The sequence below is a fragment of the Pirellulales bacterium genome (assembly GCA_035533075.1).
Classification (GTDB): domain Bacteria; phylum Planctomycetota; class Planctomycetia; order Pirellulales; family JAICIG01; genus DASSFG01.
In genome coordinates this window covers 1-16,912 of the sequence record DATLUO010000290.1, presented here as the reverse complement: position 1 = coordinate 16,912, position 16,912 = coordinate 1, and the positions used below count along the sequence as shown (strand labels likewise).

At 65.0% G+C, this 16,912-nt stretch carries 13 protein-coding genes; 5 read left to right on the top strand and 8 right to left on the bottom strand.

Annotated elements, in window-relative coordinates; genetic code table 11:
- The coding region (locus VNH11_35960) for a hypothetical protein (GenBank protein ID HVA51793.1) at positions 1-835 on the top strand (835 nt) is incomplete at its 5' end.
- Here VNH11_35960 and VNH11_35955 read toward each other — a convergent pair.
- Both VNH11_35955 and VNH11_35950 read right to left on the bottom strand, forming a co-directional pair.
- Entirely contained in the window at positions 768-1,508 is a 741-nt protein-coding gene (locus VNH11_35955; protein ID HVA51792.1) for a TIGR04283 family arsenosugar biosynthesis glycosyltransferase, read from the bottom strand. The genes VNH11_35960 and VNH11_35955 overlap by 68 nt on opposite strands.
- A 10-nt stretch (positions 1,509-1,518) precedes the next feature.
- Positions 1,519-1,956 (bottom strand): thioredoxin family protein, encoded by a 438-nt coding sequence (locus VNH11_35950; protein HVA51791.1) that lies wholly within the window; start codon positions 1,954-1,956, stop codon positions 1,519-1,521.
- A 249-nt stretch (positions 1,957-2,205) separates the two neighbouring features.
- Here VNH11_35950 and VNH11_35945 point away from each other — a divergent pair, with 249 nt between their 5' ends.
- On the top strand, positions 2,206-3,216 hold the full coding sequence (locus VNH11_35945) for a Gfo/Idh/MocA family oxidoreductase (protein ID HVA51790.1): 1,011 nt from the start codon (positions 2,206-2,208) through the stop codon (positions 3,214-3,216).
- 136 nt (positions 3,217-3,352) lie between these two features.
- Here VNH11_35945 and VNH11_35940 read toward each other — a convergent pair whose 3' ends face one another.
- The 5 genes from VNH11_35940 to VNH11_35920 form a co-directional block, all read right to left on the bottom strand.
- On the bottom strand, positions 3,353-4,183 hold the full coding sequence (locus tag VNH11_35940) for a sugar phosphate isomerase/epimerase family protein (protein ID HVA51789.1): 831 nt from the start codon (positions 4,181-4,183) through the stop codon (positions 3,353-3,355).
- Positions 4,165-5,676 (bottom strand): glycosyltransferase family 87 protein, encoded by a 1,512-nt coding sequence (locus tag VNH11_35935; protein ID HVA51788.1) that lies wholly within the window; start codon positions 5,674-5,676, stop codon positions 4,165-4,167. Before VNH11_35935 ends, VNH11_35940 begins: the two co-directional genes overlap by 19 nt.
- Before the next feature lie 96 nt (positions 5,677-5,772).
- Entirely contained in the window at positions 5,773-6,126 is a 354-nt protein-coding gene (locus tag VNH11_35930) for a type II toxin-antitoxin system PemK/MazF family toxin (GenBank protein ID HVA51787.1), read from the bottom strand.
- 38 nt (positions 6,127-6,164) lie between these two features.
- Entirely contained in the window at positions 6,165-7,436 is a 1,272-nt protein-coding gene (locus VNH11_35925; GenBank protein ID HVA51786.1) for a PQQ-binding-like beta-propeller repeat protein, read from the bottom strand.
- 78 nt (positions 7,437-7,514) lie between these two features.
- Positions 7,515-9,125, bottom strand: coding sequence for a hypothetical protein (locus tag VNH11_35920; GenBank protein HVA51785.1), 1,611 nt, complete (start codon positions 9,123-9,125; stop codon positions 7,515-7,517).
- 348 nt (positions 9,126-9,473) lie between these two features.
- On the opposite strand from VNH11_35920, the gene VNH11_35915 reads away from it, so the two are divergent.
- Positions 9,474-11,201, top strand: a complete 1,728-nt coding sequence (locus tag VNH11_35915) for a cytochrome c peroxidase (GenBank protein HVA51784.1) — start codon at positions 9,474-9,476, stop codon at positions 11,199-11,201.
- Between the two features lie 39 nt (positions 11,202-11,240).
- Here the strand turns inward: VNH11_35915 and VNH11_35910 are convergent, their stop codons facing one another.
- The gene (locus tag VNH11_35910) at positions 11,241-12,632 is read right to left on the bottom strand and encodes a DUF1501 domain-containing protein (protein ID HVA51783.1); all 1,392 of its coding nucleotides are present in this window, start codon (positions 12,630-12,632) and stop codon (positions 11,241-11,243) included.
- Positions 12,633-13,318: 686 nt separating this feature from the next.
- Here VNH11_35910 and uvrA point away from each other — a divergent pair.
- Positions 13,319-16,282: an excinuclease ABC subunit UvrA gene (uvrA, locus tag VNH11_35905; protein ID HVA51782.1), complete on the top strand. Its 2,964-nt coding sequence runs from the start codon at positions 13,319-13,321 to the stop codon at positions 16,280-16,282.
- Between the two features lie 203 nt (positions 16,283-16,485).
- Positions 16,486-16,893, top strand: coding sequence for a DUF433 domain-containing protein (locus VNH11_35900; GenBank protein HVA51781.1), 408 nt, complete (start codon positions 16,486-16,488; stop codon positions 16,891-16,893).
- Positions 16,894-16,912: the final 19 nt, after the last annotated feature.

Sequence of the window (16,912 nt, the reverse complement as noted above, 5' to 3'; positions counted from 1 at the left end):
GCAGAACGATCTGTTTGCCGACTCGCCGCCGGCGTCGTTTACCCCGGCCGAGGCGCTCGCCGATCGCCGCCAGCAACTTGCGTCGCTCAGTGCCGAGCTAAAAGAGGATCTGCAGCGGAAGTATGAACGGTTTATCCACCTGCCGACCGACGAGCAGAAGCGGCTCGTGGAGCTGGAATCGGCCATCAAGGCCGACGAACGCCGTCGGACGCTGGAAACCACCGTGGCGGCATACGACCAATGGCTGAAGCAGCTTTCCGGCGTCGAACGGGCGGAGTTGATGGCGCTCGACGCGACGGCCCGCTTGGTGCGCATCAAACGGCTGCGCCAAGAAGAAGCCAGGCGGCTGACTCCCGAAGACGGGCAGGCTTTTGTGGCTTGGATCGAGCGGCGACTGACGAGCTGGCTGGATGACAAGCCGGGGCTGAAGCGGCAATTCGAGGCGGCGCCCGAAGGCCGCCGCCGCGAGCTGCTGGCCCGCGGCGTCAACGAGCTGCGGCGCAGCAGACCGCTTGTGTTCGCGGGCACGTTCGGCGACCGTTCGGCGCGAAACGAGCTGCGAGAGCGGCTTTCGCCCCGCGGACAGCAGCAACTCGACCAGGCACAGACGCCCGACCAGCGCCGGCTTTTGCTGCAAAGCTGGTTTTTGCAAACGCTTTCACCCCAAGCCGTGGGGCGTGGGCAACTTGCTTTGCCCAAGGTGGACGAAGAGGAGCTGAAGCGGTTTTTTGAGCGCGACCTCGATCCGGCCCAGCGCGCCCAGTTGCTCAATTTGCCCGCCGATCAGATGCGCCGCCAGTTGCTTCGCCTGTACCACGCCCGATCGGGGAAGTAGCGTGCGCGTAATAGAACCTGGCCAGGCGATTCGGATGAACTCCCAGCCGAGCGGCGGCCAGCAGCGCCCAGTTGCGCGCCGTTTGCGCCACCACCCCGTGACGCTGCCAGCGCCGCGCGTTCACATACAACGGGCCGGCCAGGAGCAGCGGCCAGCTCCGCCGGCGAAGCCGCCGCATGAGAAAGACGTCTTCCATCAACTTCAAGTCGGGGAAGCCACCCAGCTCGTCGAACAGCGCGCGGCGCACGAAAATGCCCTGATCGCCGTACGGCAGGCCGCGTCGCGCCGCGCGCCAAGCGTTGCCTCGTTCAAGCAGGCGATAGAGCCATCCCTCGGCTTCAATCACCTGCTGGAACGAGCCACAACTGTACCGCGGTCCGCTCAGAGCCCGCTCGATCTGTCGCACGCCATCCGCAGCCAAGTGAGCATCGGCGTGCAAGAAGAGCAGAACGTCGCCACGCGCCAGGCGAGCGCCGGCGTTCTGTTGGGTTGCCCGACCGCGCGGCGAACAAACCACCTTGGCCCCGGCCGCTTCGGCGAGGCAGGCGGTGTCGTCGCTGCTGCCGCCATCCGCCACGATCACCTCATGCGGTGCGGTGGCCAGGGCGCTGGCCACCGCACGCGTAATGAGGTCTGCTTCGTTCAACGTGGGAATGACGATCGAGACGGCCATCGACCCAGCGTCATTGCCGCGAGCCGTAGCTCACGTTGCTGGCCTGCACCCCTTCGGCTTTGTCGAGTTCCAGGCCGCTATTGATGAAAGTCTCGATGGCTTCCGGCGATTGCACGCCCACCAGCATGTGCTTCCGCCAGCCATTGTTGGTCTTGCGATACATGATCAACTGCGGAATCGTGCCGCCCTGCATCACCGACCGGGCGACCCGGCTGTCGCGGTCGGTATTCACGTGGGCGAAAGCCACCTTCCGCAGCAGGCCGCGACGGGCCACGCGCGGCAGCACGCTGTTCTTCATCTGGGCGCAGGCCGGGCACCATTCGGCTCCTACGAGCAAGACCATCGGGCGGCCGGTGTCTTGGTGTACGCGGTGGGCTGCGGCGTACTCGTTGGCACCCGTGGCGAGTAACGATACCTGTAAAACCGCCGATAACGTGACGCTCATCATCCGTAGTTCCTCTTGATTGGAAAGCGCTAGTTTACCGAGGGAACTTGGATACGCAACGATAAAATGGAGAAACTTTTCCGTGAAAAGCGCAAGTGACGGCACCATAACGACTTCAAAATTTTCGCGGCAGCGAGCATTCTTGCGGCGACACGCTATAATCGGGACTTTGCGCGCCGGATCGTCGGGCAAGAAGCGTTTCTGCCAGAGCGGCGCGGCTTTACCGCACTTGCCGGCCGGCAAGTTCGCATCATGAAGCTCCGCGTCGGACTTGTCGGTCTCGGTCAATCGTGGGAAGTGCGGCATCGCCCTGCGCTGCGCGCGTTGGCCGACCGGTTCGAAGTGACGGCCGTTTGCGACCAGATTGCCGTGCGTGCCGAGCAAGCCGCGCGCGACTTCGGCGCTCAGGCCATCGACGGATTTCGCGCCCTGGCCTACCGCCCCGACGTCGACGCCATTCTCATGCTCGCTCCACAGTGGTACGGCTATCTGCCGATTCTGGCGGCCTGCGATGCGGGCAAGGCCGTCTATTGCGCAACCACGCTCGAAATTGAGCTGGAAGAAGCCCGCCGCGTCAAACAGCGCGTCGAACAGGCGGGCGTGGCCTTCATGTCGGAGTTCCCGCGGCGGCAGTCGCCCGCCACGTTGCGTTTGAAGGAGTTGATCGCCACGCGGCTGGGGCCACCGCGGCTGCTCTTTTGCCACATGCGTCGCCCGGCCGAGGAGCTGCCGGCGCTCACGCCCCGGGTCCGCACGCGCATCTCGCCCACGGGCGACTTGATGGAGCTCGTCGACTGGTGTTGCTACGTCGTGGGACACAAACCGTCTTCGGTGCTTGGCCTCCAGCACGCCGGACCGGACGGGACCGACGACTATCAGATGATGAACCTCGATTTTTCTGGAAGCGGGCCGCCCGGCACGGGTCCCACGGCACAGATCAGTTGCGGTCGCTACATGCCGGCCATGTGGCAGGAAGCCACGGCCTATCGACCGCCGGCGGCGCTGCAGGTGGCGTGCGAGCGAGGCATCGCCTTCATCGACCTGCCCACTACGCTGGTCTGGTTCGACGAGGCGGGCCGCCATCAAGAAGCGCTCGACAGCGAACGCCCGCTGGGCGAACAGTTGCTCAGCCAGTTTCACCGCTCGGTGACGAGCTTGGTCCGCAATTCCGCCGGCCTTGACGACGCCTATCGCGCCCTGGCGATCGTCGAGCAGGCACGGGCAAGTCAGGCGCAATGGCGCCGGATCGCCCTCGATTTTTAGGACACGCGATGCGGCCAAGCGATGCCCCGGCGCGTCAAACGGGGGCATCGCTTGGCCGCATCGCGTATCCTGAAGGTCGCGCCGGTAGTGGCCAAGCTCTGCCGCAGCCACCGCCTGCTCCGAACCCTGAACCCTCTCACCGCGCCACGCTTCCCTGCGCCGAACAGCCCACCAACTGCCCGAAGGCGTGCTTTGATTGCTCCAGCAGATCGCGATAGTCCGATGCCTCGATCTCTTCGCCCAACAACTCCACGTCGTAATAGCCGTCGTAGCCGGCGGACGAAAGCGACGCGAGAATCTCTTTCAGCGGGATGTTGCCCTCGCCGAGTCGCGATCGGTTCTGCTCCGATTGCGGCGGCGATTTGCCGTCGCCCAGATGCACGATGGCAATCCGCTCCGCCAGCGTGGCCAGCCGCTCGACAATGCCGTCCTGCAGGCCGAAGTGATAGGTGTCGAAGGCGAGTTTCAGCCAGGGGCTGCCGAAGCCGTCGACCAACTCCAGAGTGTCGTCGATGCTCGTCAAAAACGTGCATTCCGCCGCGCACCCGCGGTGCATCGGCTTGATGGCCAGCGTGACCTGTTGCTCGGCCGCGGCGGGCAAAAGTTCTCTCAAGGCGTCTTTGACCAGACGACGCGCATGGTTGTGCGTGTGGCCGGCGCGACCGCCGCTGTAGACCACCAGGCACTGCGCGTTCAAGTCGGCGGCCAGCCGGATGGCGTCGTGCCCGTCGTCGATGCTGTCGCGCGAGCTTCGGCCGTCGCTGCCCGTGAACCCGCCGGCCCACAGCAGGTTCGATACTTCCAGTCCGCTCTCGGCCAGGAGATCGATTCCCTTGGCTTCGCCGAAGTCGACGATCTTGGGGCGCCAGACGCCGATGGCCTGAATTCCCGCCGCCGCGTAATGAGAAACATCCTTTTCGAACGACCAGCGATAGGTCGTCATTTCGTTCATCGAAAGCTGCGCCATCCTTGTCCGCTCCTTGGGTCGTGAGCTGCCCGAAGCCACGCGCAAGGACGTAGTATGCAGCGAACGACCGAAGCTGTAAAGCACCCGTCTAGAGACAATCTCCATACGGCTGCCAGCAGCAGCAAAACGAACCAGGTGGGCAGTCCCCAGGCGAGCAGCAAATCGCCCAGCGGCTTGCCGGTGACGCCTTTCGCGGTGAGCGGACCCAAGAGCAGCAGCGGCGGCAGCCAAGCCCTGCCGCTGAGCCGGCCCTCGACCACGGCGCGGGCCACGAGAAAACACGGCAACACCAGCACCACGTAGTGCGCCTTGCTCGACATCGGGCTCAACAACAGCATCAGGCAGAACAACGCGGCGGCCTCGATGCCCTGCGCGGGCAAGACTCTGTAGGGAACGGACTCCGTGCCGTTCCGCACGGACTCCGTGCCGTTCCGCCGGATGCCGATTGACCATGGTTCGGCGCGCGCGGAACGGCACGGAGTCCGTTCCCTACAGAGTGCGCCCTTTCCGGGCCGTCCGAAGGCACAGAACGTGACCGCCAGCAACGCCGCGCTGAGACCGTAAACCAGGGCGCGAATCAAGAGCGTTGTGCCGGGCGACAGTTCGGTCAGCGCCGAGGGAAGCTGCGACAGGCTGAGCGGAAGGCCCGACTGCACCAGCCGATTGATCAGCCCGGCGAGCGACTGGTTCAGGATCAAGTCGCTGTCCCAGACTCCGGGGGCCGAGCGGCCGGCCTTGAGCAAGAACACGCCGATCCAATCACCCAGATACGACCCTCCGTTGGGCCGCGGCCAGATCAGGTCGGGCAAGCAATTGATCGTCACGGCCGCGAGCACCATCAGCGCCGCCGCTCTCACCTTGCCGCGCCACACGAGATACGGGACAAACAAGAAGGGCGTACATTTCATGGCGGCCCCGACGCCCAGCCACAACGCGGCGAGGTTGTCGTTGCCGCGCGCCAACGCCAGGCAGCCCGCCAGCAGGCAAGCCGCAATCACCACGTCGAACTGCTGGTTTTCCAAGGGCGCAGTCAGAAACCGGCTGGCCAGCAGCAGACCCAGCCAAAAGACGAGACTCCACGGGCGCCTCAAACCGGTAAACGACGGCCCTCCGGTCAATCGCCAGGCGCAGGTGATGGCGGCCATCATCGCGGCCACGTTGACCACGTACCAGCCGGCCAGCGACCAGCGAAACGGCAGCTTGGCCAACGGCACTGCCAGCATGGCCATAGCAGGCGGATAAGCGTAGGTGTTCACCTCGTCCGGCCAATGCAGGATTTCCCGCGCTTGCAGCCGTCCGGCGGCGCGCAGAAAGCAGCGGCGCCATTCGCCTTGTTCCCCTTTGCGCATGAAGGGCCAGAACATGGCCAGGAAAAACGCCATGGCAGCCACCAGCGGCGCGCGATCGCGGCACCAGGCAAACAACGGCCGCGAGGGTGCCGCTGGCGCCCGCGATGTCTCCGCATCGTCGACCGAAACCGTGGCATGACGCATCGGCGCCGACCCTCCTTGGTGTGCCGTGGCAAAATCCGCAAGCCACGGAGCATAGCCGCAATCACAACCGCGGATCAAGAGCGGCCGCCAAGTCAATTACTCGGGCAACCGCGCAACGATCTCGAGGATCTTGTTCATTACCTGCGTCGGCACAACGCCGCCATAGTCTTCGACATCGCCGGGAGTTACCTCAACCAGCCATTTGCAGACGGCGACGGCCTTTTTTCTCAGCTTCGTCCGTGCTGTCCCGCTCGTGTTCGAGGGAAGCGGAACGTCATATTCCGACGGCGGTTCAACGAACGAGGTGCCGATCGCCACGACAAAGAACGACCGATTGGCCTCGATCTCATCGTCGCCACTGACAATGACGCCAGGCCGACACTTTTCGTTCCCGCCTTGACGGTCGCGCATGACCGCCCAAACAATGCGTCCTTGACGCGGCGCCGCCACGTCACGACTCCGCCGAGGTTACCAGGGGCGTTCAGTGTTCACTTGAATTCGTCCTCAATACAGATCAGATGCTCGAAGGTCCGCAGGAAAACCTGCCCGTCGGAAAGGGCCAAGGTCGAGTTGCTTCCTTCGCCCACCACGTTCTTGGCCAACAACTCCAGGCGTTCGGGATTGGGGGCGAACACGTAGGTCGTGCCGCCTTCGTCGGTGACGTAGAGCCGGCCTTCGGCGGCCACGATCGACGCCCAGACCTTTTCGCCCCCCAAACGGTCCTTCCAAATCTCTTTGCCGGTCTTCAAATCGAGGCATTGCACCAGCCCCGGCTCGTTGACCATATAAATGTGCGCGGCGACGATCACGCCCGAACCGATGCGCTGCGGATTCTTGGCCGTCACGTGCCAGAGGCGATTGCTTTCGGTGACATCGCCGGAACCGCCCAGCTTGAAGCCGATGGCCGGGCCGTGGAAGCCGCCCATCGCCACGCCGATGCCGTCGCTCGCCAGCACCGACGTATAGACCAGGTCGCCCAGCCCGTCGCAACTCCAGAGAATCTTTCCGTCGGCCGGATCATACGCCTGCACGTGGTGCGGCAGGCTGACGAGCACCTCGTCGCGGCCGCCGACCTTGGCGACGAGGGGCGTACTCCACGAGCCAATCCATTTCGGCTTTTCGCCCGGCTTCTCCTGGCCTTCATCGCCGCCGGGCTCATCAACCTGCCACAGCGTCTTGCCGGTGTTGCGGTCGATGGCGGTCACAAATGTCCGCTCGCCGGGACCGCAGTTGAGCAAGATCGAATCGCCATAGAAGATGGGAGATGAGCCGTAGCCCCAGATATGCCGAAATGTGCCCAGATCGCGCGACCAAAGCGGCTGGCCGTCGTAATCGTAGCAGTGCAGGCCGGCCGAGCCGTGCCAGACGACCACGCGCTGGCCGTCCGCGGCGGGCGACGAGCCGCAATAGGGATTGGTGGCGTGCGTCGGGTCGGCTTCGTCATAGTCGGCGACGCGCCGCCACAGGAGCCGGCCGTCGCGGCGGTCGAAGCAGTACAGCCCGCGATGCTTGCCCTGGTCGCTGGCACAGGTAACGAAAACGCGGTCGCGCGAAACAACGGGGCTGGAGTTGCCCGGACCGGCGAGCGGCACTTTCCAGCGGATGTTTTTGTCGGCCGACCAGTTCAGCGGCACGCCCGTTTCGTCGGAGATGCCGGTGAGCGCCGGCCCCCGAAACGTCGGCCAGTCGTGGGCAACCGACGGGCGATGCGAGAGCGAGATCAGCGATAGCAAGGCGATGACGATGTATCGAGTCGGCATGGAGGGCTCCGCGTGCAGAGGTTGGAAGCAACGGCGTTATTTTGCCCGGAAGAGCCGCGGTCCGCAAATGGCCTGGCTTCAACGCGGCGGCGCGGCCAGCCGCAGCGGCAGGCCGCCCCACACGACTTGCGGCAGCTCGCCCACATAGCCGGCCAGATTGTCGCGCGGGCCATCGACGATGCTCCCCAACACCAGCAACCGGTCGCGCCGCGCCAGGGGCGGATCGGGCGATTGCCGGCTGACGACGGTCACCACCTTGCCGCAGCCGGCCAGCATCAACTGAATCTCGAACAAATCGCCTTCGGCTTTCGTCTGTTGTACGGTGCCCGACAGCAAGATCCCGTTCGACTGCCGCTGGCTGTCGTCGAGCCGGGCACCGCTCAGCCGCCCCACCACGTCGCTCTTGTCTCGCTGGCTTCCGATCGCCAGCAACAACGTCACGGCCGCATCGCGGCAGCGCTCGCGGCTGGCATCGTCGCCGTCGAAGCGGGCGAACGTCACCATCTCGGCCAGGTCGCAAAGGCGCTCGTAAGTGCCGGTGGTGAGGTTCAGCACCGGCTTGCCGCGACAGTAATCGCAGTGGAGCGGTGGCGGACGCTCCGCTTCCGGTGGCTGGCCGCCGGCATCATCGACGGCCGTGAACGCCGCCAACTGCACGGCACCGGGCTGCAGACAATGGGGACATCGCAGGGCGTGCTCGGCCCGGTCCAACGCCGTTTGCAGTTCGGCCACAGACCGCAGCCGAAAGCCGCGCGGTCCGCGATAATCGTCGGGCAGCGGCTTGGCGGTCGGCGGCAAGCGTTCGATCGGTTCATCATGACTGGGCGGCGAAGGCCCGGCGCGCGACGATTCATGGCGCGTCGCGTAGGGCCCCTGCTCGGCGGTTGCCAGCCCGACGAGGTCGCCGCTGGACGGAGTGACCGGCGGCGCGTCGTCGATGGGGTCGTCGTTGCCGGGTCGGCGCTCCCGCGGCGCCGGTGGCTCGACCGCCTGAGGAGGTTGATGCGTCAAGGGGAGCGAGTCGCCGGCATCGTTGTGTCGTCGAACGGGCGGCCGCAACCAGTGGGGCAGCTTGCCGCGCAGCTCGAGAAAGTCGGCCCGCGGCCCACCCATCCAGACCAGCACATAGTAGCCGATCGCCAGTCCGACGACGCCACCCAATGCCATACCCACGAGTTGGCCGAGCACGCCGAGCGGACTTGACTTCCGTCGCACCTTGGGCGCGACGCGCATGCTGGCCGCTTGTTGGCCGAAGGCTTCGTAGTCGTTGGGTAGCCCGCTCACTCCGTGAGCGGAGGTGCTTTCCAACTCGCTTGGTTCTCCCACTGGAAAATCACCCGGCTCGCCAGGCCCTTCCGCTTGCGGCTCCGGAGAATCGCCTAGCTCGCCGCCCCGCTCCGCTTGCGGAGCACCTAGCCCGCTCACGCCGTGAGCGGATGTGCTTTCCAGCCCGCTGGATTCTCCCACTGGAGAATCACCCGGCTCCCGACGCCCTTCCGCTTGCGGTGCAAGCGGGCTACGGTCGCCCACTACGATCGCCGCGGGCGGAAAGTTCACGCTGTCGGCCAGCACGCGATCGGCGGAAAACTGCGCATCGCACAGCGGACAGCGCAGCGGCTGCTGTCGGTCGGCCAGATCGGGGATGGTCAGATCCCGATGGCATTCTGGACATGACGAAATGCTGGGCATCAAGCCCTCCCGCACAGAATAACCAGGGCGTACTCTATCACCCCCGGCAGATTGCTCCTAGGCAGCTTTGTCCGGCAGGTCGCTCCGCTGTAGGGAACGGACTCCGTGCCGTTCCGCGCGCACCGAACGACCGTCAATCGGCATCCGGCGGAACGGCACAGAGTCCGTTCCCTACAGGGCCGATGCCAACGTTGCCGCCCACAACCCGCTTGCCGCAACGCGGCGATAGCGGCTACCATGGACCGCATGATGCCTCGTACACCAGCGCGGAACAGGCCGCTACGATCCGTTGGGCGCCTCCTTGGCGCAGCCTTCTTCGCGCACGCGACGTGCTATCTCGCCATCGCCGTGCCCGCGTTCGCCGACGGGCCGGACCGCTCGCCGGTCGATCTCGCGCTGTCGCCCGATGAACGCTGGCTGATTACCGTCAACCAGACGGCGGACAGCGTGTCGTTGGTCGACGTCGCCGCCGGAAAAACCGCGGCCGAACTGCCCTGCGGTCGCCGCCCGTCGTCGTTGGCGATTTCGTCCGATGGCCGGCGCGTGGTGGTGACCGCCACCTGGTCGGGCACGCTCGATTTGTTCGATCTCGACGATGGGCGGCTGACGGCAGCCGGTTCGATTGACATCGGCTTCCATCCCGTGGGCGTGGCGCTGTCTCCCGACGGTCGCACGGCCTACGTGGCCTTGGAAGCGGCCGCGGCGGTGGCCGTAGTCGATCTGGAAAAGAAGCAACCGCTCGATCGCATTGCCGTGGGTCGCTGGCCCCGCTATCTGGCGTTGTCGCCCGACGGCAGCCGTCTGGCCGTGGGCACGAGCGGCGATCAGAGCATCTCGGTGGTCGATACGGCCGCGCGGCGGATGCTTTACGACGAGCGGCTGCAAGGCTTGAACATCGGCCACATGGCGGCGTCGCGCGACGGCAACTACGTTTACTTTCCTTGGATGATCTACCGGCAGAACCCGATCGACGCCCGAAACATTCAGGCGGGCTGGGTGCTGGGGAGCCGGATCGCCCGCGTCCGACTCGACGGCCCCGCGCGGCGCCAGGCGATGACGCTCGATGAGCGCGGCAAGGCGGTGGCCGACCCGCACGGCATCGGTCTCACGAGCGACGAACAGTGGCTGGTGGCGTCGGCCTCAGGCACGCACGAGTTGCTCGTCTATCGCCTGCCTGGGCTGGTGCTGCAAGACTACGGCGGACCGGGCGACCACATCGACCCGGCGTTGGCCCACGACGAACGCCGCTACGGTCGCGTTCCGCTGGGCGGCCGGCCGATGGGCCTGCGCGTCGCCAAGGACGACCGTCGTGTTTTCGTGGCCAACTACCTGGACAACGCCGTGCAGGTGGTCGATCTCGAGCGGCGCGAATTGGTGCAGACGATCTCGCTGGGCGGGCCGGAGGCCGCATCGCTCGTCCGCCGCGGCGAGGCCATTTTTTATGACGGCCGGCGGAGTCTCGACCAGTGGTATAGTTGTCACAGTTGCCACTACGAGGGCGGGACGAACGCCACCGTGATGGACACACTCAACGACGGCACGATTCGCACGTTCAAAACGGTGTTGCCGCTTTATAACGTGGCCAAGACCGCGCCCTGGACCTGGCACGGCTGGCAGCGCGATTTGGGCGCCGCGATGCGCAAGAGCCTGACCGAAACGATGCTGGGGCCGCCGCCCAACGGCGACGATGTCGCCGCACTGGTGGCGTATCTTTCGTCGCTCGATGCGCCGCCGAATCCGAACCGCGCAGGCGGCGCGCCGAGCGAAGCCGCGCGACGCGGCGAGCAGCTTTTTCAGAGCGCCAAGGCCGGCTGCGCGAGTTGCCATCGGGGCGATTGTTTCACCGACGGCGAAATCCACGACGTGGGGCTGGGCAGCCCGCGCGATGAATACCAAGGCTTCAACACGCCCTCGCTCGTCGGGCTCTATCACCGCATCCGGCTATTGCACGACGGCCGCGCCAAGAGTCTCGACGATCTGCTGTCCGGCCCGCACAATCCCGATCAAGTTACCGGCCAAGGCGAGCTGAGCGACGACGAGCGCGCCGACCTGATCGAATACCTGAAAAGCCTTTAGCCCAACCACCCGCTAAAGCTGGCGGCAAGCACGACGACCCTATGCCCCGCTGAACAGCCCTTGCATCACGGTGCCGCGGTTCAACTGCAGTGGCCGGCCCACGCGATCGTGAATCTCGGCCGCCGGATCGACGCCCAACAGGTGCAGCACCGTGGCGCCAAGGTCGTCGGGCGCGAAAGGCGATGAAACGGGATAGGCGCCGATCTTGTCGGACCTGCCCAGCACCTGGCCGCCGTGCATGCCCGCTCCCGCGAACAGCGCCGAGAAGCACGGCCCCCAATGGTCGCGGCCGGGCGCCTTTCCGCCCACGCCGTTGATCTTCGGCGTGCGGCCGAACTCGCCGAGCATCAAGACCAGCGTTTCATCCAGCAGTCCCAGCGATGTCAGATCGTCGATGAGCGCGGCCACGCCCTGGTCGAGCGGCGGCAGCATTCGCTTGAGCGTCGGAAAAATGTTCGTGTGATGGTCCCACGACTGCACCGCCCCCATGTTGACCTGCACCAGCGGCACGCCCACCTGCACCAGCCGCCGGGCCAACAACAGCGACTGGCCGTAGGTATGCCGTCCATAGCGGTCGCGAACGTCCTTCGATTCCAGGTTGAGATCGAAGGCCTGCGTCAGCTTGTTCGAAGTCAGCACCGAGACGGCGAGCTGCTGCTCGTCGGTCAGCCGCCGGCACTCCGCCGTCTCGCACAAGCCGCGCTGCTGGCGGTTCAACTCGTCGAGCAAGGTCTGGCGGTTTGCGAACCGCGGCATCTCCATTCCCTCGGCAAGCTGCAAGCTGCCGACGCGAAAGTCGGGCTTGTTCGGATCGCCGACGATCTGCCAAGGGTCGTGGCGCGAACCAAGGAAGCCGGCGTGCTGCCCGGGCCAGGTCAGCACCCCGCTGGTGAGAAACGTGGGCAGGTTGACGGCGGTGGGTATGCCGTCGTTCCGCGGCCGAAACAGATCGCAGGCCGCGGCGTAGCAGGGCCAATCGTCGCGCGAGGCCACCTTGTCGAAGAACGCCCCCGGCTGCACGTGACCGGTCAGCACGTGATGCGTCGACATCAAGTGGTTGTTGTCGCCGTGCGTCATCGATCGCACCAGGGCATACTGGTGTGCCCGTGCAGCGAGCTGCGGAAGCTGCTCGCAAATCTGAATGCCGGGCACGGAGGTGGCGATCGGCTGAAACTCTCCCCGCACTTCGGCCGGCGCTTCGGGCTTCATGTCGAAGGTGTCGTGATGGCTGGCCGCGCCGGTGAGAAACACGAGCACGACTTGCTTGGGCCGCCGCACGCGGTGGCCGGCCACGGACGTTTGGGCGGCCGCCGCGCTGCGTGCCGCGAACAGCCCCGACAGTCCCAGGCCCAGCATGCCGGAGCAGCCGATCTGAATCGCTCCGCGTCGCGAGATTCCGCGAGCGGCAGTTTCAGGTGGGGCAGGCGACATCGAGAAGGCTCCTGGCGGAGAAACTTTGGGTGGGACCGGGTGGAGCAGGACTCTTATATTCGAGCATAAAATCGGCCGCGCGTACAGCGGAACGACGAGGTCGACCAAATCGCGAGCTCGATTGTCGCGGCCGACGGCGCGCTCAGGTGTGGTGCCTGCGGAAGGCACGGAAAGCGGTCACGATCGAGAAATAAACCAGAAACGTCGAGCCCAGGATGATGTCGACCGCGTGGGCCGTTTCGATTGTGACGACATGCACGCGCCCGTCATTATCTTTGTCGTCAGCGCGCGCCGAAGGCTACGATGACTGCTTTGGGCAGCAGAGTTTTTCCGAACGCCCGAATCGTTGTGAACTTGTCCAGTCAATATGAGTCACGACCAAGCACGAAGTACACCAATAGCGAAGGTTAGTATGCCTCGCAAAAACGTGAGACGCAAGCAGGTGGCCCAAAAAGCCCAGCGCGCTGATGAGTTCGAGCAACAATCAGGCCACCCCAGGAGAAATCGCTGGCTGCGCGGTTCCTGCCCCAGTACCCATCAAACAGATAGCAGATAGTCGAACGTCCAAGCACGAGCGGCTAGCCCCGCCATCATGGCGCTGGTCGTCCCCATCCTCGACATGGCTGGCTTGCACGGCATAGGATGAATCGTTGGCGCATTGTTGACCGGATCGAACAGGAGCGAGAGTGGCCGTCCATCGTGCTATCGTGTTGCGGGGAGTCGAGGTCCATAACCTCAAGCACATCGACCTGGACTTACCGCACCGCCGACTGATTGTGTTGTGCGGCGTCAGCGGCAGCGGCAAAAGCAGCCTGGCCTTCGACACGCTCTATGCCGAAGGGCAACGCCGCTACATCGAAACCTTTTCGGCCTACACGCGGCAGTTTTTGCAACGACTGGAACGGCCCGCCGCCGACCGCATCGACGGCCTGCCGCCGGCCATCGCCGTGGCCAGCAAAGGCGGCAGCCGTTCGAGCCGCTCGACCATTGGCACCGCCACCGAGATCAACGATTATCTGCGGCTGCTGTTCGCCAAGATCGGCCATGTGTTTTGCAGCCACTGTGGCCGCGAAGTCCGCCGCGACACGCCGCAAAGCGTCGCGAGCGAGCTTCAGCAGTTGTCGGACGGCACGCGCTACCTGGTGACGTTTCCTTACCAGACGCTGGCTGCCCGTGATCCGGAGCAACTCGCAACGGCGTTGCGTGAAGAAGGCTTTGTGCGGGCCATCGTTGAGGGGCGTCTTTTGAATCTCGATCGTCCGGAAGAGTGGCCCTGGCAACTGAGTTCGGAGACGGAACCCCAGCCGCAAACGGTCGACGTGGTGGTCGATCGCTTGACCTCCGGCGCGACCAAAGACGAGCGGGTGCGCGGTTCGCTGGAAACGGCTTTTCAGAAAGGCAACGGGCAGTGCCACGTGTTGGTTGCAAGTAGCCCGCTTGCTCCGCAAGCGGAACGGCATGGAGAAAAGAACGATCTTCCGGTAAATGATGGCGTCCACCGGCTCGAACCCACATCCGCTCGCGGAGCGAGCGGACTACGAGGCCGCGAAATGACCATCGACGGCCACACCTGGCAGCGAATCGGCTTCAGCAGCCGGTTGGCTTGCGACGACTGCGGCCGGGAGTATCCCGCGCCCGAACCGCGGCTCTATAGCTTCAATAGCCCGCTGGGCGCCTGCCCGACGTGCGAGGGCTTCGGCAACGTCGTCGATATCGACATGGATCTCGTCGTGCCCGATACGGGCAAATCGCTCCGCGAGGGAGCGATCGCACCCTGGAACACGCCGGCCTACGCCCACGAGCTTGAAGAGCTGCTGGCCCTGGCCGACGATTTCAACCTGCCGGCGGACGTCCCTTACCGCGATCTCGACGAGCGGCAGCGGCGGCTGATTTACGAGGGCGTGCCCGAACGCAACTTCGGCGGACTGCGAGGCTTTTTTGCTTGGCTCGAGCGGCGAAAGTACAAAATGCACATCCGCGTGTATCTCAGCCGCTGGCGAAGCTACCGCCCTTGCCCGGCTTGCGGCGGCGCCCGTCTGCGGCCCGAGGCCTTGGCCACGCGCATCGGCGGCCTAAACATCGCCGAAGCCTGCGGCATGAAAATCTCGCAGGCCGCCGAGTTTTTCGAGCGGCTCGACCTGCCCGACTGGGAGCGGAAAGTCGGCAAGATGATGCTCGACCAGGTCCGCGCTCGTCTCGGATACTTGCAAACCGTCGGACTCGGCTACCTGACGCTCGACCGCACGTTGCGGACGCTCAGCGGCGGCGAGTCGCAGCGCGTGGCACTCAGCTCTGCGTTGGGGTCCAGCCTGGTCAACATGCTCTACGTGCTCGACGAACCCTCGATCGGACTGCACGCCCACGACACGCGCCGCTTGCTCTCAGCCATCGAGGGCCTGCGCAACCGCGGCAACACGGTGGTGGTGGTCGAGCACGAAGAGGCGATGATCCGCGCCGCCGACCAGGTGGTGGAGATCGGCCCGGCCGCTGGCGAACGTGGCGGGCGAGTCGTATTTCAAGGCACGCCCGCCGAGATGGAAGCCTCGCCGGCCAGCTTGACGGGCGACTATCTTTCCGGCCGCCGCCTGATTCGCGTTCCCAGCCAGCGCCGCCCGGCGAATCACGGTTGGATTCGCCTGGCCGGCGCCCGCGGCAACAACCTGCGGAACGTGACCGTCGAGTTCCCGCTGGGCGTGCTGTGCGTCGTAACCGGCGTAAGCGGATCGGGCAAGAGTACGCTGGTCGAAGACACGCTCTACCCGGCTCTCTGCCGCCGGCTGCGCAAAGACGCCCCGCGGCCGCTGGCCCACGACGACGTGTTCGGCGACGGGCAGATCAACGACGCCATCATGATCGACCAGTCCCCCATCGGCCGCTCGCCGCGATCGAATCCCGTCACCTACATCAAGGCCTTCGACGAAATCCGGCAGGTGTTTGCCGAAACGATCGACGCCCGGACGCACAACTACACGCCCAGCCACTTCAGCTTCAACGTCGAAGGCGGCCGCTGCGACGCCTGCCAGGGCGAAGGCTACCTGCAGATCGATATGCAGTTTCTGGCCGACGTTTACATGAAGTGCGCCGAGTGCCAGGGGCAGCGCTATCGCAAAGAGATTCTGGCGGTCACGTACCGTGGCTTGAACATCGCCGACGTGCTCGACATGACGGTCCGCGAGGCGTTCGCCTTCTTTCGCGGGCAGGTGAAAGTGCAGGCCCGCTTGAAGCGGCTGATGGACGTGGGTCTCGACTACCTGCGTCTCGGCCAGCCGGCCAACACGCTCAGCGGCGGAGAATCGCAACGTTTGAAGCTGGCCGCCCACATGTCGGCCGCGCGCAAAGGGCGGACGCTGTTCCTGCTCGACGAACCCTCGACTGGCCTGCACTTTTCCGACATCGTGCAGCTTGTCGATTGTTTCGAGGCGCTGTTGGCGGTCGGGCATTCGCTGATCGTCGTCGAGCACAACTTGCAGATTATCCAGGCCGCCGACTACCTGATCGACCTGGGTCCGGGCGCGGGCGACGAGGGAGGCCGCGTCGTCGTGCAAGGCACGCCCGAAGAGGTTTCGCGGCATCCCGAATCGATCACCGGCCGCCATCTCTCACCGGCGTTAGAGCAAAGAGAAGCCGTCTCCGCCGCGCTCGGTCCGTGAGCCGCACAGCAGGTGGGCACGGCGCCCACCCATCCGGAAGAGTAGACCGCCATGGACGCGCCCAACCATTGGCGAACTGTCGGATTCCGACAGTTGACGCGCGCCGCCTCTCCCGCTCTACCGGATTGCCGCTGCGGTGGACAGTGGCTCGCCGGCATGCCTACAATTAGGTAGTCATCGAGGCTTTCTGGAGCGACCTAGCGATGCAGCGCGAAATCAACATCATCAATCGCGGACGCGGACCGCAGCTTTCCACCAGCCGCATCACCGTTCAAGACATCGTTCCCTATTTCCAATTGAATTACAGCTACGACCAGATTCGCGAAATCATGCCGTCGTTGTCGGTCGCTGAGATTGAGGCGGTCGAGCGGTATTTCAGCGAGCATCGTGAAGAGGTGCTCGAGGTCGATCGCCGGATCCGCGCGCGGAACGCCACTCGCAAAAATCCGCCGGAAGTGGAAGCGATCCTTCGCCGAGCACGCGAAGAGCGCTTAGAGGCTATCCGAAAACTTTTCGCTTGTTTTTCCGTAGAATTCAAGCAGCGCCGGCGTAGTGGAATTCGGGCTGAGCGACCGGGGCAAGCCGGCGCAGCATCAGATGCACGTTACTGATTTGGATCATGGCCGCGCT